This window comes from Mucilaginibacter gracilis (assembly GCF_003633615.1).
GTDB lineage: Bacteria > Bacteroidota > Bacteroidia > Sphingobacteriales > Sphingobacteriaceae > Mucilaginibacter > Mucilaginibacter gracilis.
Genome location: NZ_RBKU01000001.1, coordinates 3,871,835 through 3,894,413, shown reverse-complemented (window position 1 = coordinate 3,894,413; position 22,579 = coordinate 3,871,835). Strand labels below are relative to the sequence as shown.

General features: G+C 41.6%; 15 protein-coding genes. All 15 read right to left on the bottom strand.

The genetic code is table 11. The annotated features are described in order from the left end of the window. Window positions 1-35 precede the first annotated feature (35 nt). The gene (locus BDD43_RS17250; protein WP_162847101.1) at window positions 36-1,046 is read right to left on the bottom strand and encodes an RteC domain-containing protein; all 1,011 of its coding nucleotides are present in this window, start codon (window positions 1,044-1,046) and stop codon (window positions 36-38) included. Window positions 1,047-1,049: 3 nt separating this feature from the next. Continuing rightward, window positions 1,050-1,997: a helix-turn-helix transcriptional regulator gene (locus BDD43_RS17245; RefSeq protein WP_121198849.1), complete on the bottom strand. Its 948-nt coding sequence runs from the start codon at window positions 1,995-1,997 to the stop codon at window positions 1,050-1,052. Window positions 1,998-2,439: 442 nt separating this feature from the next. Then, window positions 2,440-2,565: a hypothetical protein gene (locus BDD43_RS30825; RefSeq protein WP_262707417.1), complete on the bottom strand. Its 126-nt coding sequence runs from the start codon at window positions 2,563-2,565 to the stop codon at window positions 2,440-2,442. A gap of 206 nt (window positions 2,566-2,771) precedes the next feature. Continuing rightward, on the bottom strand, window positions 2,772-4,049 hold the full coding sequence (locus BDD43_RS17240) for a TlpA family protein disulfide reductase (RefSeq protein ID WP_121198848.1): 1,278 nt from the start codon (window positions 4,047-4,049) through the stop codon (window positions 2,772-2,774). A 25-nt stretch (window positions 4,050-4,074) separates the two neighbouring features. Beyond that, window positions 4,075-5,430, bottom strand: a complete 1,356-nt coding sequence (locus tag BDD43_RS17235) for a RagB/SusD family nutrient uptake outer membrane protein (RefSeq protein WP_121198847.1) — start codon at window positions 5,428-5,430, stop codon at window positions 4,075-4,077. A 10-nt stretch (window positions 5,431-5,440) separates the two neighbouring features. Next, window positions 5,441-8,944, bottom strand: a complete 3,504-nt coding sequence (locus BDD43_RS17230; RefSeq protein ID WP_121198846.1) for a SusC/RagA family TonB-linked outer membrane protein — start codon at window positions 8,942-8,944, stop codon at window positions 5,441-5,443. A 232-nt stretch (window positions 8,945-9,176) separates the two neighbouring features. Further along, on the bottom strand, window positions 9,177-10,310 hold the full coding sequence (locus tag BDD43_RS17225) for a FecR family protein (protein WP_121198845.1): 1,134 nt from the start codon (window positions 10,308-10,310) through the stop codon (window positions 9,177-9,179). A 60-nt stretch (window positions 10,311-10,370) separates the two neighbouring features. Continuing rightward, on the bottom strand, window positions 10,371-10,952 hold the full coding sequence (locus BDD43_RS17220) for an RNA polymerase sigma factor (protein WP_121198844.1): 582 nt from the start codon (window positions 10,950-10,952) through the stop codon (window positions 10,371-10,373). A 167-nt stretch (window positions 10,953-11,119) separates the two neighbouring features. Continuing rightward, window positions 11,120-12,067 (bottom strand): helix-turn-helix transcriptional regulator, encoded by a 948-nt coding sequence (locus BDD43_RS17215; protein WP_121198843.1) that lies wholly within the window; start codon window positions 12,065-12,067, stop codon window positions 11,120-11,122. A 323-nt stretch (window positions 12,068-12,390) separates the two neighbouring features. Beyond that, window positions 12,391-13,500, bottom strand: a complete 1,110-nt coding sequence (locus BDD43_RS17210; protein WP_121198842.1) for a transposase — start codon at window positions 13,498-13,500, stop codon at window positions 12,391-12,393. Window positions 13,501-14,676: 1,176 nt separating this feature from the next. Beyond that, window positions 14,677-15,495 (bottom strand): helix-turn-helix domain-containing protein, encoded by an 819-nt coding sequence (locus BDD43_RS17205; RefSeq protein ID WP_162847100.1) that lies wholly within the window; start codon window positions 15,493-15,495, stop codon window positions 14,677-14,679. An 83-nt stretch (window positions 15,496-15,578) separates the two neighbouring features. Next, a complete protein-coding gene (locus BDD43_RS17200; RefSeq protein WP_121198840.1) occupies window positions 15,579-16,025 on the bottom strand; it encodes a protein-disulfide reductase DsbD domain-containing protein in 447 nt (148 codons plus the stop codon). Window positions 16,026-16,068: 43 nt separating this feature from the next. Then, window positions 16,069-17,421: a TlpA family protein disulfide reductase gene (locus tag BDD43_RS17195; RefSeq protein ID WP_162847099.1), complete on the bottom strand. Its 1,353-nt coding sequence runs from the start codon at window positions 17,419-17,421 to the stop codon at window positions 16,069-16,071. A 7-nt stretch (window positions 17,422-17,428) separates the two neighbouring features. Then, complete coding sequence (locus BDD43_RS17190) at window positions 17,429-18,799, bottom strand: RagB/SusD family nutrient uptake outer membrane protein (protein ID WP_121198838.1); 1,371 nt, start codon at window positions 18,797-18,799, stop codon at window positions 17,429-17,431. 31 nt (window positions 18,800-18,830) lie between these two features. Continuing rightward, complete coding sequence (locus BDD43_RS17185) at window positions 18,831-22,358, bottom strand: SusC/RagA family TonB-linked outer membrane protein (protein ID WP_121198837.1); 3,528 nt, start codon at window positions 22,356-22,358, stop codon at window positions 18,831-18,833. Window positions 22,359-22,579: the final 221 nt, after the last annotated feature.

Genomic DNA, 22,579 nt, shown 5'->3' with positions numbered 1-22,579 from the left:
AAAGCCGGAACCGGCGGGGAAAGAAAAAAATAAAATTATTGCGGTTTCCGCTTGGGTTTAAGCGAAAGATCATCATCGATACGGCGTATGATCGCGTCCCGCATCTGGTCAAGGAAGTTGGTCGGGCTGAGTAGCTTCCGATCTTTGATCTCCGTAAAGCGCCGGTAGAAACGATCCAGCTTCACTTTAAAAATCTCGGCGAAGAAATTAGCGATCTCCTGCAATTCCGCTTTCCCGTGGTTGATCTGGCCTGTATCATAGATACCATAAATCAGTTCGACCAAATTACAGGCATCACCCGTCCAGCGCATATCCACGCCGTTCACGCCCAGGTCAGGCAGACGCACTTCTTCCAACAAGCGTTCACGCAACCTTTCATAAGCCATAATCTTGGCAAATACATAATCGCAGCAGGTCGAGAACTCCGGGTCAATTTCCACCAATTCGGGAAGAATGATCGTATCCAGCGACTTACCGCGTATAAAGCCCAGGTGGTCGATCTCCGTGGCTTTCATTTTAAGGTACTGGTGAAAGAAAGCCACCATATCCAGGTAACGGTCAACCGCCCTGATCTCATTTAAAAAGTAGTGGTTGGTCAGTTCATCATCGCCTACAGGAATACGGCGCTCAATATGGTGCCATTCCGTATGATAAATATGCCAGCTCATTAACTGCGGCTTGGCGATCTTGAAACACCAGATCTCTTCCGCATCATCCTTGAAACCTACTTTAACTACCTGGTCGCGCAAACGCTTCAGGTGTTCCCTGATACAAGGTACACTGGCCGCTAAACGATCCATACCGCTGCTCTGTTCTTCGGCGATCCTGGCCATCTCATTCATAAACTCCATGTAGAGTTCGTCATAAAACTTTCTCAGCATAAAATAAAATTTACAAACAGCCCGGCACACGACCGGGCATAAGTAGCGATTTATCCATAGGCCATCATTTGATCTATTCCTCAAAGGAGTATCGCAAATGTGTCCGTTAAAATATCTTCCGGCAATAGCCCGATGGGTATATTTTATGCTTATCCCTTTCGGCACAGATCAGGTTTCAGTAGTAGAAGACCCCAAAGGGCCATGTTCGAGCAAATGGATCAGTTCCGAACGCGTGGCCACCTCTGTTTTTTTAAAAATATTTTTGAGGTGGTTCTTGATCGTGCCCTCCGTCCGAAAAAGATGGTCGGCTATTTTCCGGTTCGTCCAGCCTTTACGTACCAACAAAGCCACTTCTGTTTCGGTCTTTGTCAAACCAAAAGTCACGCAATGCTCCAGGTAAGCCAGTTCGGGTGCTGAACCCGCTTCCGGGCTGGTAAACAATTCAAACTCACGACGGCTCCGGCGAATATGCTTCACGATCAGGAATATTGTGACCACAGATAAACCCAAATTCCCCACCACCAGCTTCAGCCATTGCGGGAGCGTAAAAAAAGGAAAAGCACATAACATCTCCCAAAACAGTACCGCCAGCCAAACCGCTAAGGCTTCAATGAACGGCGAACGCTCCGAAGTTTCCTGGAACCGATCTATTATTGCCTTGACTATAGCCATCAAGGCTACCAAACCGTAGACCGCAGGAACCATCACGCCCCATTGCCGGTCAATCGTTAACTGACCATTGATATTATACAAAACCACCTCAAACACCAGGAAAGGCAATAAAACAAAAACCGGAGCACCATAAACCGCATGAAAACGCAACTTATCAAGCTCATACATCTTATAAAAGTAAAAGGGGAAATAAGCACCGACCAGGTAGGACGAACCATCCGAAAGCAGGTATTGCAGTTTAAGAGAAACAGCTGAGCTATAATCCGGAAAATTGCCGTTTGTCACATTGAAAAAAAACAACAGCGCTACCAATACCAAGTTCCACCATTGCCAGCGCTCCTTCGGCCTGCGCAGCACATCATATACTTCTAAAACCAGGAAAATTGCGGTAAGGATAATAAATGCCAATGCCAACCAGTGCATTTGCAGCTCGGAAATATTCATAGGAATAGGCTTTGTGGCTCCGCTTAGGGGAATGACGGGAACCCAGTCATCAAATCGGTTAGTAAAAAAACCTGCCCCCGTTGCCAGGGACAGGCAAGGCGAGGGTGATGACAAATTCAGGCAGTCCAACCGCAACCACGCGGCCAAAACCAGAAAAGTCAGCCCGCGCTTTTGCAGCGCGTTCTGATCTTCCCGTTTTAGTCTTTTTGTGGTTGTATTTGGACTGCGGAAAGCGTATAAACGCTATATTTTGTAAGCCCGAGGGCTTATGATGAATCTGTCGTAAAAGTAAACTTTCGTGTTAACATATTCGACTATAATTTAAGTTTCAACATTCCGACTAAAAATGGCCAACCGCTCCATTGGTGGACACATTACATTTAATTAACTATTATTTTCTCATAACTGACATGAAAAACTAAAGAACAGGGAGAATTATTAATTACTTATTTTTATTTCCATTTACCGGGTTATTTTTCTCTTTGATCATATCCATTACCTGCCAAACGATCACACCAATAATGAACAAAAGAAAAACACCGAAACCGATATAGTACCATATTTCCATATAAGGTTGTTAAGAGCTGGTTTAAATTTTGTTTCGCGATTATGCTATACTGTGTATCAAGCATAATTGGGTAATGGTTAAAGGGCTAAAAAACGATGAGAATAATTGAAATTTCTATTCAAAACGCCGACAGCAAAATACTTTAATTAGATTTAAACAGGCTCTTAATTAACCGATCTCATAAAGAACTAAAAGAGTATATTATGTCAGTAGCGCGTTTTTTTAATTACTATAACGTCGACTTCCCTTTGTTTTAGTGTAATACTTAAACCCGATTTTAAAAGTTCATTTTGTAGAGCAACTAAATCCTCGGTGTTAGCATTTACCACTAAATCAATTGGTTCTTCGTAACCAGTATCATCGATAATTGGCGTCGGCAATTTTCGGTATTGATTAGCAAGAAGCATAATGAGGCTATTAATCGGAAGATTTTTAAGAATAAAATGATTTTTATCCGACTGAAAAACTGAATCTCCTCCTTTACTTTTGAGCGACTGATATCCAGGGACTTTAGAAATAACCAAGCACCCTAAAGTCCGCTTTTCAATCTTCGCGTTTATATCATATTTTGATTCAAAAAATCTATTCAAGTCGGTTTGCATTATTGAGGTTAAATCACCACTATAATTTGGTGGCAGAACTAAATCATAGCAAAAACCGTATTGTTTCATCCACTGGTGAAAGTTTGAATTGGCGGGTCTTACCAATTGAATTTTTAGTGAATCAGGGAGATCAATAACCGTTCTATTGTCAAATGCCAACAATGGGTCCAAATGTTTAAATGCCTGATGATACAGACTAATTACATTTGCGTTAATTGACGAAGAATGGACCATTTCCACATTTTTATAATAGGTTTCTAAACTTCTTAGTCCTTCAATGTAGGGTGTAATTAATGAATGATAGTATATACTGCTTTTACCACCGTTACCATTGATAAGTAGTGGTTCCATATTATTAAAGGATAAATTATCCTGTTTAATATCAATATTAATAAGCTGGTTGTTAATCGCCGCTATAATTGTCTTTTCATTTACGTCCTCACCATAACCTATTGAAATTACCTTCCCATCTTTTATCCATACTTCATGTGGAATGGACGTATGCGGAAATAGTTTAGCTAAGGTTATATCGCTTGTCGCTGAGGGCAATGTGTAATGAAAACGATCAAGTAATGCAGTCGCTTTTTTGGCGCTCTCACTTGTTACTAATAATATTTGAAGTTTATCACCCAATTTCTTCTGTAATGAATCATACTTTGGGAACAAATGCAAACATGGAGTACAGTAGGTAGCCCAAAAATCGAGTATTACCAATTTGTTTTTAAAGTCTGAGATTTTAACAGTTTTATAGGGATAATTAATAACGTTATTGATGGTTATGTCTGGAATTATGTCACCGATTGATATGCTTTTTGATTGTGCTTTTGAATCGCTTACAAACAGAAATAAGCCTATGAATGCTAAATAAGTGCCTTTTTTCATTTTTGATTTATTTTCATGATCTTACTTACCTCGCGTTTTGTTCAATTCCACTAAGCTGTATTACTAAATCAGGTATAGGAAACACGTACCTGGCATTATTCGGCATAAGTGTATAGGTCGTACCATTCAGGTTTCTGTTCAATATAACTGCGTATTTACTATCCTGATTTAATCGCCTTAGATCACTCCATCTCAATCCGCGGTAAAGCAGTTCTTTCCGCCTCTCCTGTAGAATAAATGTCAGTGCTTCGTCTGCGGTTGCCGCTGTGTAAGGCGTAAAAGTTCCGCTAACCCAACGCTTCACCAATAAAGTATTCAGGTCAGCTAATGCCGCGTCTTTGTTATTCTGTCTTGCGTAACATTCTGCTCGGGTTAGGTATAGTTCGTCGGTTGTAATACCGTTAAAGAACTGAGAGGCACCGCTATAACTGCCTTTGTAGGTATTCACTCCTGAACTAACCCTGAAAAATAGCTGTAGGCGCAGATCATTCGTTTTGTACGTTTTATATAGAATAGTATCAATAATTAAGCGAGAAACATTGGACATGGATGTCGATAGCATCGTACTGTGAAAGATCACTTCATCGTTATAACGCTGAAAGGGAAAGGAAGCTGTTTTGCTAAGGTTGTTATAATTAAGTAACGTTGGATATTGTTTTAAACCGGCGTCTGCATTAGTTAATGCCCCGCTATAGTCCCCCATAGCAAGATAAACCCTGGCCAGCAATCCAAAAGCAGCTGTTTGATTAGGCCTTGTTTTGACGCTAACCGTTGGAGGCAGGAGATTGATGCTGCTTTTGATGTCTGTTATGATTTGGGCATAAGTTTCCGCAACCGTCCCCCTTGCACTAACCTGGTTAATATCCGATTCTGTCCGAACGGGCACGCCCGGATCGGTGGATGCGGTTGATGAATACGGCTTGCAAAATAACTGTGCTACCTGAAACAATGAAAAAGCTCTATAGAACAAAGCGCTGCCTTTCTCTGCCGCGAATTGTGGGTCTGCCTGCTCACTTGCACCAAGCTTATCTAAACCTTCTAATACAATGTTAGCATAGAAAATTTGACGGTAACGATAATTCCAATCAGATACATCAGGACTTCCGGCGTAAATATCTTTGTTCCAGGTGTAGGAATTTTTGTACATGGCCACTGTTACGGATTGATATGATGCATCCTTAATATAATAATCATCAGAGGAAATTTCCTGAAGGCTGGGCATGTTGATGTTCATCACATCGGTGTTGTCCAATAATGCCTGAAAATCTTTTAGGGTCTGCGGAACTACGAGCGATTTATCCGGCTTAATGTCCAGATATCCTTTTGTACATGCCGTAAAAAGTATAATAATAAAACTTAATGTTATGCTGATCTTTTTCATGTTGACGATTTTAAAATTGTGCCCTAAATCCGATGGAGAAGTTTTTTACCGGTTTGATCGCGGAATAATTGTAGAAATAATCCGGGTCAAGTCCATGCTTATTTGCCCGCCAAATGATCCCTAAATTATTGGCATATCCGTAAACAGTGAGTCCTTTAATAGGAAAATTTATGTTTTTGAAACGGGGCAGTGTATAGGCAACCTGTAAATCCTGCAATCGGATATTGTCTCCTTTCTCTACAAGGATGCTGGATCGACTGTATGCCAGGTCGCGATTTACGTCACCTGAAAGGGATAGTGACGGCACATTTGTTGTTTGCTCATCTCCTGGTTTTTGCCAGCGTTCTGTAAAGTCCTGATGTCCCTGCCAATTATAGATCAGGTCGGAGTAAGAAATGGAACTTCTATGAAAGTAATAACCGAACTTATAGATAACATTGGCGCTTACAGTAAAGTTTTTATAGGATATAGTATTTAGAACAGACCCAAAGTATGGGGGTATTGCGGGGCCATTGTAAATCAGATCATTCATTGTTGCTGTCGTAGCGATGGCGGTATAGTCCTTGCTTGGAACGCCGTTCAAATAGACAATTGGGTCGCCGGTTGCATGATCCAGCCCGGCCCATTTATAACTATAAATACCTAATACCGGCCGTCCAACTAAAGGTGGAGAATCAGGTGAGAAATAATCGCTCAACGGACTTTCATATTGATATTTTGTTACTTCGTCCAGTGCATAACTGAATAGTATGCGGCTTTCCCATTTGACCTTTCCACGAGTATTGATTGTGTTTAGTTCAATATCAATTCCTTTCCCCCTAATAGAGGCCCCGTTAATAGAATAGCTATATCGTGTATCAATAAAATAACCCGTAGTCGGGTCTAAAGGTGCGCTGCCTAACTGGTCTGTTCCTTTTTTGGTATAGTATTCCAAACTGCCACTAATCCGTTTGTTGCGGGTTTCAAAATCTAATCCCAGATTGAGAGTCCCTACCTTTTCCCACCGCAGATCAGGGTTGGGGGGCGTTGCTATCATGGCACTGGGTAATCCGGTTAACAGACTGGTCATATAGCCTGCCGTTGTATAAGCCGTAATGGATTTGTTCACATTACCCGTATAGCCATAGGATGCGCGGAGTTTAAGATAGGGCAACCAGTCCAGATGATAGAAATTCTCTTTGCTAATTTGCCAACCCACCCCTGCGGAATATAAAGGAATGCCTTTCTGGTTGGTGTTTACTCCGAATAGATTGGAAGCATCTTTTCTTGCGCTGGCGGACAAATAATATTTCTCTGCGTAGTTGTAATTTGCATTAATATATTCTGACACGTAACGATCGGTCAAATCACTTTGGGTAGCGATGTAGGGAATCTTTCCGGAATTTGTACCGGGATTGAGTGTGAAATAAGTCAAATAGTCAACAGGTTGATTAAGCAACAGGTCAGCATCATAGCCATACAGGCGATTATTACTGCTCAATGCATGAATGTTGCGTATTTCCGCTCCTGCGACAGCGGTTAAATGGTGAAGTCCTGTAAATAGTTTATTGTAGTTCAACTGGAACCTGCCGGATTGAGAGTTTAAGGCGCTTCGTGTGGTGTTTAATATCCCTCCTAACGGTACAGGGTATTGATTTCCGGCCTGTTTGTACTGATTTATCAGGTTGCGGGTAAAATAAGTATCCTGGCTAAAAAGAAAATCTCCTGTTTGATTGGCATTCTGATATTGGTAAATACTTTCTGCGGAGAATCCAGGTATAATGATATATTTCAAACTAAATTTCAAACGGACATCCTTTAGCCCGGTCACATTATTTGCCAAATTAATTTCATCTAATGGCTTGTATTGCCAGTTTAAAAATCCCAGGGTGGTGGCATTGTTGGTATAAGACAAAGGATAGTCTTTTGCAATAGAAAGAGCGTTGCCATTTGCATCAGCCAGTTGAGCATAAGGATATAATACATTTTTTCCGCTTCCACTATTAATGGCGGACATCCCTGGATTGTCTGAAGTGTTTTTTGTTGCCGTGTAGTTAATGCCCAAACCAATCGAAAGGTTTTTAAATGGGTTGAGGCTATTTTGTAAATTGAGGGTGTATCTGTCATCACTATTCCCGACGAGGTTTGCGCGGTTGGCATCATATCCGCCGGAAATATAAAAGTTGTACTTTTCGCCACCACCGGTTAATGCCAGGCTATATTGCTGTAAAACACTCTTGCGGTAAAAGTACTTTTCAAAATCATCACGTACGTCATAGCTTTTTAATTTCTCTATTTGCGCGTTTGCTGCGGGGGTGCCAAGTTGTAAAAGTTCCACAACAGGGGATAGTACCGGTTTGTTGTCAGCACCAATATCAGCAGCATAGAAGCCGGCTGCATAAAGTTTCTTTTCTACTTCAATGAAATCCGATGAGTTTAGAAAGGCTGGATTGTAAAAAAGATCTGGTTTACCTCCAATAGTTAAGTTACTGTTGAAGTCCACACGGCTTAATTGATTAAATTTTCCACGTTTAGTAATAATCACAATTACACCATTTCCGGCCCTTGCCCCCCATATAGCGGCAGAAGCCGCATCTTTCAAAACTGTGATGCTTTCTACATCATTTGGATTGATATTGTGCAGGTCGCCATCATAAGGGAAATTGTCCAAAACAATTAATGGCGCATTATCTGAGAGGATCGTGCTTCTTCCCCTAATGCTCAAATTCTGCCGGTCTGTTGCTCGGTTGTCAAATACCAAAGCGGGGGTGATTCCATTTAGACGTGGTATAATATCTGTTGAAACGCTGCGCTCCAATAATGCTTTATTCAGTTCTGCGTACGAGCCTGTAGTATGGCTTTTGTTTAACTGCTCGTAGCCGCTGCTGACAATGACTTCACTTAATTTATTAAAACTGGCATGTAACACTATATTCTGAAAAGGCAAATTATTGGTTACTACAAACGTATAAGGCTGATATCCAATAAACGTCACAGTTACCTGCTCTTCTGGTTGAGCTTTAATCGTGAACTCACCCTGATTGTTCGTGATCGAAGCACTGCTTCCTTTTATAACTACAGTAGCTCCGATTAATGGTGTACCTGTTGAATCAGTCACTCGTCCAGTCACATCAATAGCCGCCAAAACAGCTTTAACCTTATCAACCACCGTTTTTTCTTTAACTTTTATGATCACAGTACCATCCTGTATATCATAAGTCAATTGCTGATCCGCCAAACTGGCTTTAAGCGCATCCTCTAATGCAACATTGCTTACCTTAACACTCACTGGGCCAGCGGCATCCAGCATATCATTACTATAAATAAAATCGTAGCCGCTTTGCTGGCGGATCTTAGCCAGCACATCTTTTAAGCTGGCGCGCTTTTCATTCAGAGTGATCTTTTGCGCATAAGAAGCAGCGCTGACGGTCAGAACTGAGATCAGCAATAAAACTGTGGTGATCCTCATGACTAAAAAAAATTTACGCGGGACATGGAAATGCGCACCGCTGATGCGTATTGCATTAAAATTCATATTTTTGATTGTTCGGGTTTTAAATATTGTTTCTTGACAAAATTTTTTATCCCCAGGGCGGCCTGGCCGCTCAGGAAAGGGTAACTCGGACGTTAACGTATCCCGGGGCTCAAGCCGGGGTGCGTTTTTTTATCCGCTTACCATATCTCTTTTCTAATTGCGTAAAATTTTTTTCATCGTTTTGAATAGTTTGGTGCGTTTAACAAATAATTTATTTTAGTTCATAGGTATATCAAGATGTCTTCTTCTTCATTACTTTAACCGTTTTTCCTTCCACAATAAAATCTACCTTTCCAGTTCCCCGGTAAAAGTTCAATACTGACGATAATTTTTTGGCATAATTAAACGAACCACCGAACCGGAGTTTACGGGCGCTTTCATCGATCCAAACCACTTTAATATCATAGATACGCGCAATACGGTTCATGATTACTTCCATTGGCTCATTATCAAATACCTGTTTACCTTGCAGCCAGGCAGTCGTTTCCTCCAAATTCGCGGGTTTATCTTCAAAACTATTCGCGGTTGCAATAGTCTGATGACCGGGTTTAAGCAATATTGCTCTATCTTTATGTCTGACGTTAACCGCGCCATCGATCAGCGTGGTTTTCAAAGCCGGTTCATCATCATAGGCGTTAATATTAAACTCTGTGCCGATATCCTCAATGACCTCATCCTTAACCGTTACCCGGAAGGGCTTCGCACCATTATGTTTTACTATAAAATAGGCCTGGCCTGTAATACTGACACGGCGTTCTTTACCATTAAAAGCAACCGGATAGGTGATCGATGAAACGGCATCCAAATAAACAGCGGTGCCATCAGCTAACACCAGCGCATATTTGCTACCCGTATTATTGGTTAGTGTATGTACCACCGGCTCAGTTTCATCCTTGGACTGATAGTAGGCGAGTCCGCTTTCGGACTGCTGTGCGAGGGAACCATCTGTCGTATTCAAAGTACCCTCGTGACCTTTATTTAAGATGATCTTTTTACCGCCCGCCAATGTCAATACCACGCCTTTATTCATCGGCGTTAATTCTTCGGGACGAAGAGTTGCCATCTGATTAGATGGAGCTGAACGATGTAATATAAAATAAGCACCCGCGCTAAAGAAAATAAGAATAGCCGCCGCCGCTGCAATCTTGTACCACCCGATAGAAGGGTTACGTCGCGACCTGATAGCCAATGTCAACCTGTTCAGCATTTTTTGCTCCAGTTCTTCACGAGCGCCTAAAACACGCGCGTCCCATTCTGTTTCTTCCTGGAAGCTCTCAAAAAAGTTTAGCAATAATTGTTCTTCGTCCAGTGAAGCCTGGCCGGCAAGGTATTTATCTACGAGTGTTAAGAATTCGGATTTGTTCACCTGTATGCGTATTTATACAGGTGAGTAAAAAAACAGGGGTAGCCCCCACGCGTTATGGAATTATTTTTTCAGCAGGTAAATCACCAGTTCCAGCGACAGCACACTTCCTAAACTTGTACGGAGGTGGTTCAGCGCCTTTGTGATCTGGTTTTCTACCGTTTTAGTAGAAATATCGAGCCTTTCGGCAATCTCCTTGTGAGATAATTGTTCTTCCCGGCTAAGCTTATAAACCTCGCGGCACCTGTCCGGCAAAGTATCTACAATAGAATTGATTTGCTGTAATAACTCCTTATGTTCCAAATTACCATAAGCCGCTGGCGTATGCAGGCGCTCGTAGATCGCATCGAAGATATCCTCCCGTACATTGCCGATCTTGATCTGCCGGTAAACCTCATAACGCATCGCGGCATATAAATAAGCTTTGAGCGATACCTGGATTTCCAGTGTTGCCCGCCTGTCCCATATTTTGATAAATATTTCCTGGATAATATCTTCACAGGCAGCCTTATCTTTAAGTAAATTGAATGAAGACCGGAATAAGCTTTGCCAATGCCTCTGGTAAATTAAAGTCAGCGCACGTTCATCGCCCTTTTTCAAAAGGCCGACCATTTGGATGTCGGTCAGTAAGCTTGAAACGTTCATTACGCTGATTTAAACACCTAATATAATTCATAGAACGTTAAAAATCAATTTACAATGCGTTAATATTTACATCCTATTAAAAATCCGCCTCGGTTCCAACCAGTGTCTTTAGTATTTGTGCGTTCTATTCCCCGTGGTGGCTCATATACTTGGTTTGATGCAATAGGTCACGTTTCAGTTGTAGAAGATCCCAAAGGGCCATGTTCGAGCAAATGGATCAGTTCCGAACGCGTGGCCACCTCTGTTTTTTTAAAAATATTTTTGAGATGGTTCTTGATCGTGCCCTCCGTCCTAAAAAGATGGTCGGCTATTTTCCGGTTCGTCCAGCCTTTACGTACCAACAAAGCCACTTCTGTTTCGGTCTTTGTCAAACCAAAAGTCACGCAATGCTCCAGGTAAGCCAGTTCGGGTGCTGAACCCGCTTCCGGGCTGGTAAACAATTCAAACTCACGACGGCTCCGGCGAATATGCTTCACGATCAGGAATATTGTGACCACAGATAAACCCAAATTCCCCACCACCAGCTTCAGCCATTGCGGGAGCGTAAAAAAAGGAAAAGCACATAACATCTCCCAAAACAGTACCGCCAGCCAAACCGCTAAGGCTTCAATGAACGGCGAACGCTCCGAAGTTTCCTGGAACCGATCTATTATTGCCTTGACTATAGCCATCAAGGCTACCAAACCGTAGACCGCAGGAACCATCACGCCCCATTGCCGGTCAATCGTTAACTGACCATTGATATTATACAAAACCACCTCAAACACCAGGAAAGGCAATAAAACAAAAACCGGAGCACCATAAACCGCATGAAAACGCAACTTATCAAGCTCATACATCTTATAAAAGTAAAAGGGGAAATAAGCACCGACCAGGTAGGACGAGCCATCCGAAAGCAGGTATTGCAGTTTAAGGGAAACAGCTGAACTTTCATCCGGAAAATTGCCGTTTGTTACATTGAAAAAGAACAATAGCGCCACCAATACCAGGTTCCACCACTGCCAGCGCTCCTTCGGCCTGCGCAGCACATCGTACACTTCTAAAACCAGGAAAATTGCGGTAAGGATAATAAATGCCAATGCCAACCAGTGCATTTGCAGCTCAGAAATATTCATAGGTATAGGCTTTGTGGCTCCGCTTAGGGGAATGACGGGAACCCAGTCATCAAATCGGTTAGTAAAAAAACCTGCCCCCGTTGCCGGGGACAGGCAAGGCGAGGGTGATGACAAATTCAGGCAGTCCAACCGCAACCACGCGGCCAAAACCAGAAAAGTCAGCCCGCGCTTTTGCAGCGCGTTCTGATCTTCCCGTTTTAGTCTTTTTGTGGTTGTATTTGGACTGCGGAAAGCGTATAAACGCTATATTTTGTAAGCCCGAGGGCTTATGATGAATCTGTCGTAAAAGTATCCAATTGTATCAACATCATCATTTATTTTTTTTATTCCTCAATTCCATTACTTAATGCATCGGCCATGATACTATCGGCTAATTCAGTAATCTCCGGTGCAGTTAAAAGTGCCTCCGGTTGCTGTTTTCGCACATATTCTTTTTCGTACAGGCGGTCTTGGTTAACACAGGCGAAGATCCGAAGGATCATTTTATAGCGTAGGGCATTGATGACAGACATTTTGTGCTTGCCTTCCTGCACCGTCTTACGTTCGTAATAAGCTCTTAATTCCGGGATATTGCGCATGGCCTGTATGGCCGCCAGGTGAAGCAGCGCCTTCATTCGTTTATTGGCAAATTGTGATACCCTTGTTTTACCCTTCATGGTTCCCGATACCTGCATAAAAGGCGCTACCCCCGAATAGCAAGCGAACTTCTTTGGGTCCTTGATATCCCGGAACTCATTGGTACAAACGATGATCTGAGTTGTAATAACCGGGCCGATCCCGACCACGGAGTTCATGATCTCCGACAAGCGTGCCAGTCTCTGGTCAGCGGCGATCAAACGGGCAATAGTTTTCTCGACATCCAGGATATCGGCTTTGATGGCTTTTTGGGTTCGGCTGCTCAGTTGCTTGCTCATTTTCACAGTGCCCTTTTTATTAAAATCGCCCTCTTCTTTGAGCGGGATAGCAATACTGCCCTCCAAAATGACCAAGCGGTTCCGCAGGGCGGACAAGTTCGCCAGTTGCAGAATCACCGGCCGCTTGGGTATCCACAGGCGCAGGTGTTCACGGTTCTTGTACGCATATTCCGCGATACGTTTCGCGTCCAATTTATCCGTTTTGCCCCGTATCTGGCCCAAAGAGTTCCTGATCTGCAAAGGCCCGTCAATGACGACATTGGCTTTGACCGTTTTTAAACGCCCCAGCAAATGGTTGGTATAGATACCGGTTTGTTCCATACAGAACACTGCCCTTGTCATTACGAAACCGGGTAATTGCTTCAGTTCCATAATAAAAGCCATGATGCTTTCCGGATCGTTACCGGTTTCCCGGTGAAAGAGCATATCCCGTCCACGGAATACGGCGTGGTCAAGTTTATTACGGGATACGTCGATCCCGATAAAGTAGGTGTATTTTTTAACTTTCGTTATTTCCATTATATCAAATTATAAACAGCATGGGATTTGTTCGGATTACAGGTCATTCCTGGACTTCGGCTAATGCACCCATGCTGTTAAATTTTAAAACGGCGGTTATTAACTCCACTTAAAAGGCCTCCAAGCCTGGAACGCAGGGTAATACCACCGCCGTTAATTTTTTCGCACACCGCAAGGGATGCGTTCATATTACAGGTCTTTAACCTGGAAACCGCCTTATGCGCCCTTGCGGTGAACGGTTATATTTAACGGCAGCGATTAACTCCACTTAAAAGGTCTGTAAACCTGGAACTCAGGCTAATGCCACTGCCGTTATTTTTTACCCGGTTACCACAAGGGATGCGTCCTAATTGCAGGCTTGTATTCCTGGAAATCATCTCATGCGCCCTTGCGGTAACCGGTTATGTTTTTAGAACGGCAGCGATTAACTCCACTTAAAAGGCCTCGAAGCCTGGAACGACGGGTAATGCTGCTGCCGCTGTGTTTTTTACCAGTCAATTACAGCAAAGGATGCGTTCCATCAATAGGCCCTGTCGCCTGGACGGCCGCTCATGCGCCTTGCTGTAATTCACCCTTTATCATTTAAAATCGCGACAGCTATTAACTCCACTTAAAAAGCCTCGAAGCTTTGAACTCCGGTCAATACCGCTGCCGCGATCTTTTACCGGTCAGCGCAAGGGATGTGTTCGTACAACAGGCCTTTAATCCTGGAGACAGCCTCATGCGCCCCTGCGCTAACCGGCATAATCATATTAACGGCAGCTATTAACTCCACTTAAAAAGCCTCGAAGCCTTGAACGCCGGAAAATGCCGCTGCCGTTATACTCTTCCTGGCTACGTGACTGCCCGGTAGGATGGGTTCCAAAGAAAGGCCTTATTCCTGGAATGGCTCTCATTCCCCATACCGGCAGTCCACAACCAGGTAAACGGCAGTCATTATATCCACTTAAAAAGCCCTCAGCCTGGAACAGCGGTTAATGCCACTGCCGTTTAGGTTTTGCGTAAACTTCTGTTTAAGAAGCGTACCCGTTTCACAGGGCACGCTCATTCTATTAACTCAAACTAAAAAAACGTACTCGCTCCCAAGTACGTTTTACTATTAACTGACCTTATAAAGAACGAAAAGAGTTTTTAGGTTATAGGGTTTCTACTCCTGCGCAAACTTGCGTATTCCTGCTAAATACAGCCTTTATCAGTTTGCGCATTCTCATTTATCTGTTTGTATTTTTGCCTGAAATCTGAAGGGGAAATCCCCTTGTATTTCTTAAAAAAAGTCCACAAATGCGAGGAGTCGCCAAAGCCTAATTCGTAAGCAATCGTTTTGAATGAACTATCAGTTGAAGCAAGCAATGCTTCACTTTCTGCCAGCCGCCGCATAGCTACCATATCCTGAACCATGATTCCCATATTGCTCATTGCATATTCATTCAACTTTCGCGTAGGTAATCCTAAAATTTCACTATAAAAGGGTGCAAACCGTTCCTTTTTATAATTAGCTTCAATCAGGATTTTTAGCTTTCGCATCAGATCAGCTTGTACTGAATTTTCCGTAAAATGGTTCGACTGTAAATGCTGCTTACCCGCATATAACAATAGGATAGATAGGTAATGCTGGTTAAGCGGCATATTATACACTTTCGCCGTTTCCTCTTTCAGCATATTAACGATGTAAGAGAATGTGTGCATCATCGTTTCATCCAGGTCAACAAACGGTGAACGGTTGAAATAATCAAATAAGCCCGTCTGCTCCATCTGTTGGTTGTGCTTTAAAAAAGCCTGGAAATACATTTGATTAAACAGCACCATATAGCCATCCTCTGGATAGGTTACCACTTGATGCACCTGGTTCTGCTGCAAAAAGAAAACCCGTCCCGGTAACATTTCATATTCCCTAAAACCAATCAGGTGCAACCCTGTACCCGCCGTGGTCCAATATAGCATATAAAATGAATGGCGATGGGGAAGTAAAGACGGCTCATTAAAGAAGCCGCCCATTCGGATTATTTGTATAGGTTCATCGCTCAGCATGGGCTGAAAAGGTAATTGCATTGTTGCCGATGAATTCATCAGTGTTATCGTTATTTTATGGGAATGGAAAATTCCACGTCATTAGGCGGCAAGCATTTCTCATCATTACAAACCATAAAGTTTGATTTGCCTTTTAAAATGAACCGCTGTTTGAAAATTTTAATCTTTTGCTGAAAGATGACCGACTTTTCAAAGAATATAACGTTAATTTCAAATGATTTTTCGTATTTCTTCAAAGGTTTTGGTTCGATGAGATCACCAATTATGCAATAATTCGGGGTTTGCGTAAAGCTAATTGTAGTCTTTAATGGTCCGCCATCCTCTTGGCGCGTGGAGTAGATATGCCAACCCTTATCAATCGTCGCCTTGATAAATATAACTGCTGTATTTTTACCAGTTTTTTTTGCTGCATAACTCCACTTTACAGGTGTTAAGATTTGACCAAAAATTGATTGAACGAAAAATACAAAACTTGTTATAATTAAAGTTGTTTTCATGGTGTATGTTAACTTGGTGTTATGTTATATGAGCTTACAACGCTCAATTATTGTTTTTTTTCGTGTCTTTTATAATCAATACATCTAATAATCTCGTTTCCTGTAATAGATCAAATCCGTACTTGCGTAAAGATTCCCTCACTTTGGACAGATCTTTTAAATCGCCCGTATTAATCTCTAAATCTACTTTTAAATTCAAGTCCTTATTGACACCAGATTCATCGATAAAAGCCGTCAAAGTTTTTACATCGTCAATTTCGTCCATAAACGCATATGGGATTCTATACATATTGTAGTTAACCCATTTATGTAAAGTTTCAGATTTTATGTATTTTTCTTCCTTGGAGGTAGATCCTTTTAATAACCCATCCTTTGTTTTAATAAGAATATAACAATTGAAAGGTCGCTTTTCGATATTACCTTCTATATCTCTCAGATTACCAAAAAAACGATTCAAATCCGTTTGCATAAATTGATTTATATTCCTTTCATCTTTTAGAGGCACACATATTTCATAGGAAAATAGATTTTGGATGCTCCAACTATCGACTTTGTTTCTATCCAACGGTAATTCGAATTGACTTTTGTTTTTTACCTCTACCAACATTCTGTTTGTTCCCGCAAATGCCAATTCATAAAATTCTAAGATTGGGCGATTAAATGAAAATCGTCTAATCGTTTGGTTTAAAGTATCAATAACTTCCCCTCTTCCTCCATGCATGCCATTGTTAAAGCTGAAAAATGAGGAGTAAAAGATTGGTTTAAGTGAAGGGTGTGCTGGCTTGATCAATCCCTCTTTCCATGCATCATAACCTTGCCTGGCTTTGAAGTCTAAATTTTCCACCATTAAGGGTTTTTCTCCATCCAAAGCTTTCTGAATATTTTCTTCGCTGGTGTTGTATGCCAACGGCATTGACAAAACTTTTCCTTTACTATTAATCCATACATGATATGGAACACCTGAATGCGGAAAAAAAAATTGCCATTTGCTATCACCATATACCGTAGGAAGTGTTGAAAGTCCTACGCCTGGGATGAACTTTTTATATTTTTGAATTCTTCCTAAAATTTGATCTTTTCTTTCGGAAGAATTTAACAGGATAATTTGTATCTTATCTCCAAATTTCCTTTGCAGAGTTTCCATTTTTGGAAAAGCGGCGAGGCAACTACTACAGCCTGTGGACCAGAAATCAAGAATTATAAGTTTACCTTTAAAGTCAGATATCTTTGGCGATGAGAGCTTATAATTGACGATGTTATTAAAAGTGCTATCTGGCACTTGGTCTCCTATTTTTAAGCCTAATGGTACTATATTTTGGGCATATGTTCCATAGAGGCAAAGAAAGAAAACGGCTGACAATAATGCCTTTTTTATACTACTTTTCATATCTTTCATAATCATTTTATCTTAAATTTTGATTCATACCGCTAAGCACAATCACATCTTCAGGAATCGGTAACGCGTACCGTAAATCATTTGACGGCAAAATATAAGTCTGTCCGTTCACTGTTCGCGTCAAACTTATATTGGCACCTTCTTTATTTAAACGCTTCAAGTCCATCCATCGTAAACAGCGGTATAGCAGTTCCTTTCTTCGCTCTATCAAAATAATATTTAAGGCATCATTAGGAGTTGCGGCACTAAAAGGATTGTACGCAACTTTGTTAGAATATCTCGTTTTCAACAGGGTGTTTAAGTCAATCATCGCTTGCGTTGCGTTTCCCTGCCTTGCAGTACATTCGGCCCTCATCAGGTAAACTTCATCGGTGGCAATGCCTCCAAACAGGCCATTACTGCCTTCATAACTGCCTTTGAATCCAAAACTTCCGTCACTGTTCTTGCTGAAAAAGACGGTTTTTCGCAGATCGTTACTGGAATAAGAGTTATAAAGATCAGCTACAATTTTTGCTCTGACTTTACTAAGGTTCGGGGGTACAGGTACGAAATTTTCTACAAGCACTTCTGCATTGAACTGTTTGAATGGAAACGTAGCAGTAGCTGAAAGGGTATTGTAATCTATCAGTGTGTTATTTAATTGCAAACAGGAATCAGCATATAAACCTGCTTTATTATAATCCCTCATAAAGAGGTAGGTTCTGGCTAATAAAGCATAGGCCGCCGGTTTTGATGAGCGCATCACCTGAAGTGGTTTTATGGGTAGCAGACGAATAGCTGTGTTAAGGTCTGTTATGATCTGCTGATAAGTTTCGGCGACCGATGACCGAACCGATGGTTTATTGAAGTCCGGGTCTAATCTTAACGGCAGTCCCAAGTCGGTCGATGCTGTATTCGGATCATAAGCTAAGCACCAAATCGCTGCGGCTTGCAAAAAGGATTGTGATCTCAAATACAATGCCTGGCCTTTAGCATTGTCCCAATCGGCTGCATTGGCGGATGACCTTTCTATACTGCTAAGGCTCAACAGACTGGTGTTAGCAATATTGACTACATCGTATAATTGCCCCCATGAATTTGGCGATGCGGTAAATAGATGATCCTTATTCCAAATATACATTCGCTGATTGTCCGGGTTGGTTAAGGCCGACCAATCGGCATCTGTCAGGTAATAATTATCGGCACTTGATTCGCACGCGGATGCGCCGAAGTTGTTGACCCTCGGATAGTAGTCTAACAATGCCTGCACGTCGCCGACTGTTGACGGCACAACCAGTTTACTGTCCGGTTTTGCGTCCAAGAATTTTTTGCAACCATACAATGAACTGGCAACCAGTACGATATATAGTAAAATGATAGTTCTTTTAATATTTGACATAACTGTATTTTTACGATATGAGATATAAATCTTAAAATGTTCCTTTAATGCCTAAACTAATTGATTTAGAAGGTGGTATAACCGAACTGTTATAATCAGGATCTACGGGTGCATGGGTTGCTTTCCAGATTATTCCTAAATTGTTAAACACAACAAATGCCTGTAGCTTATTGAAGCCGCTGGCAGATGGTCTAAGCTTAAAGGAATAATTGATATTGATGTATTGTAACCTGATGTTATCAGCCCTGTCAACCAACGCCTCTGATCCATTATAAAATGCATCACGTGCCGGGTCGGCAGGGTAAACAATGGACGGCACATTAGTGGCTTTCTCATCACCGGTTTTCTGCCAGCGCAGACTATAATCAGAATGACCTACGTTATTGGCAAAAAGAGAAGAATAACTGATTGATTGTCTTTGAAAATAATAGCCAAACTTATATAGAACCCTTGCGGTAATAGACAGATTCTTATACGAAACTGTATTACCCATCGAACCAAAAATAACAGGGAATGCCGGGCCATTATATTTCAAATCATTTATCGTGGTACCGCTCCCCGTTATATTCAAATAATCTTTGCTAACCTGCCCGTTTAGATAACCCTGTGGGTCGCCCGTGGCCGGGTCTAATCCAGCCCATTTATAGGAAAATATTGAATAAACCGGTTTGCCGATAATGCCAGCAATTAACTGCCCGCCATTGACAAAATTACTGCCTTGGTATGAACTCAAATAATAGTTGGTTATCTTGTCCCGATAGTAGCTCAAATTGATATTGGTTAACCATTTGACTGCCCCGTCTAAGTTGATGGAATTAAGTTCCAGGTCGGCACCATTACCCTGCATACTCGCTACATTTTTAACAATAGTGGTATTGACCAAGCCTACCGTATAATCCACAGGGACACTACCAAAAAGGTCAGTGGCATTTTTACGGTAATATTCCAGGCTTCCGCTTATCCTGTTATTCAGCATTTTAAAATCAAGACCAATATTTAAGATACCGACTTTTTCCCATCTTAAATCGGGATTGTAAAATTTGTCAATCACCGCTGTAGGTGTCTGTGTATAGGGTGAGGTAATATTATATGCAACTGTCGTAACTGCGGTTGCATCAGGGTTTACATTGCCACTGTACCCATAAGTTGCCCGCAATTTCAAATAGGGAACAAGCTTACTATTATAAAATTTCTCTTTTGATATATCCCAACTCAACCCCGAAGACCATAATGGTGTCCATTTATTATTCGTGGAAACGCCAAACAGGTTTGAGGCATCCCTGCGCCCGCTTAGTGACAGTGTATATTTTTCATCATAAGTTAGCGCGGCGTTTGCATAGGTGGATACATAGCGGTTCAGATTTTTAAGGAAATTAACGTTGGATGGAATAAAGCTGTAAATTCCCTGAACGAAGGTCGGATAAGAATTAGCGTAGTCTACATTAGTTGTTGTTAAGATGTTGCCGTCATAACCATATACCCGGTAACTGTTTTGATCTAATGCCTTTTGACTAATTTCACCGCCTGCAATGGCGCTGATGTCAAATTTGCCGCTTGTCTTATTGAAGTTTAACTGACCTCTTACGTCATTTGACGTGATATTATTGATAGAAAGATCATAGATGCCCCCTTTCGGAATTACATTTAGAACGGTATTAAAAGTCTGGTTAATTTGCGTAAACTGGTTAATCAAATTGCGAGCATAATAACTGTTTGCATCATAAATGGTATTGTTTGTGACCTGCTGCTTCTCAAACTGGTATTTAATATCAGCGTTCAGCCATGATGTTATTTTGTAATTTAAGCCAAGATTGGCTAAAAGGTCATTGCCTTTAATAGTTTTATTTACATGCTGGTAGTCGGTGAGCGGATAATAGTTCCAGTCCAGCAACTTTCCGCTGCCAGCTGAATTGATATAGCTTAATCGGTAATCTTTCGCAACAGGCAGCGGGTTGCCGTTTGCATCAGCTATTTGAGTATAAGGCGGAATACTGCCAATACTGGTTGATATATCGGAATAGGAAGGTTTGCCGCTTGTGTTATTCGTCTGTGTGTATACTGCCCCGACAGAAAGTTGCAGATTCTTGGCAAGACTAAAAGTATTTTGGGTTCTGATATTGAGCCGGTCATTCTTGGCGTTCAATTCATTGATATTCTTATCATATCCTGCAAAGACCAACCAGGCAATATTATTGCTTCCACCGTTCATATTGATTGAGTATTGCTGGTTGACCGCTTTCTGATAAAAATATTTATTCAAATCATTTCGGACATCAAGATTACGGAGCGCATTAATCTGTGCGGTTGCAGCCGCCTGGGAAAGCTGGCCGTTCTGTTGTTTTAATAGGATTTCATAAACTGGAGAAAAGGGCGGGTGACCTGTACTGGCAGTATCGGAAAAACGATAACCTTTACTAAATAAAAACTGCTCCACATTGATAAAATCGTTGGATGACATCTGTGGCAGATAAAAAAGGTTCGGTTTGTCGGTAATAGTCGTTATGGCATTTCCTTCAACCGCGGTTTTTTGATTGAATTTCCCTTTTTTAGTAGTGATGACAATTACACCATTCCCTGCTTTAGTGCCCCAAACAGATGCGGCAGCGGCATCTTTCAAAATGGTAATATCCTGTACCTCATTAGGGTTAATGTTATTGATATCGCCATCGTAAGGAAAATTATCAACGATAATCAAAGGTTGCTTCACACCTTGTATCGTGCTCAATCCGCGTACCATTAGTTGAGCAGTATTTCCTGCCGTTTTTCGGGACACGGAAACACTGTTGGCCACTGCCTCCAACCGGCTAATAACATCAGTGCTGACCTGTTCATTGAATGTTTTATTATCAATTTGCGTAAATGAACCTGTTGCCCTTTCTTTTGGTAAGGTTTGATAACCTGTGCTTACAACTACCTCGTTTAACTTACTTGAACTTACTTTTAAAACAATACTTTGAAAAGGCATGTTATCAATTACCCTAAACGTGTAAGGCAGATAACCAATAAAAGTTACTATTACTTGTTGCCCTAATTCGGCCTTGATCGTGAACTCGCCCTGGTCGTTAGTGGTCAGCGCGTTGCTACCCCTTATGGCTATGGTTGCCCCGATTAAAGGTGCCCCCGTGGTGTCAGTTACCTTGCCGGATACGATTATAGGAACAGCAAGGGCGCTTTTTATTTTATTAATAAAGCTTTCCTCTTTAACCTTAAAAACCACTGCACCATTTTCAATCTTAAAATCAAGTGCCTGATTTTTTAAACTCGCTTTAAGCGCCTCATCCAGCGTCGCATTTTTTATATTTACCGTAATAGGCGATGCATTCAGAAACAAATCTTCACTATAAACAAAATCATAACCGCTTTGCTGGCGTATTTTGTTCAGCACCTGTTCCAAACTGGCATTCTTTTCACTAAGGGAGATCTTTTGTGCCAGGCTAGTAGCGCTGACAGTCATTATAGTCATCAGCAGAAGAAAGGTCGTAATCTTCATGACGAGTAGTGTTTTACGCGGCACACATAAATGCACGCTGCCGCTAATGCGTATTGCATTAAAATCCATAACTTTGATTGTTCGGGTTTAAATAAATTTGTTGTCATACACGAATTATTTTTTTCCATTGCGGCTCTGCCACAGGGGAGGGTTCCCGGACGCTTAACGTATCCCGAGGCTCAATTCGGGGTGCGTTTTTTTATTTCCGTTCACCGTTGGCCTGCGGCCCTTAATGAAGTAAAATTTCTTTCATCGTTCTTTGGGGTTAGCGTGTTTAATTTATAGGGTTA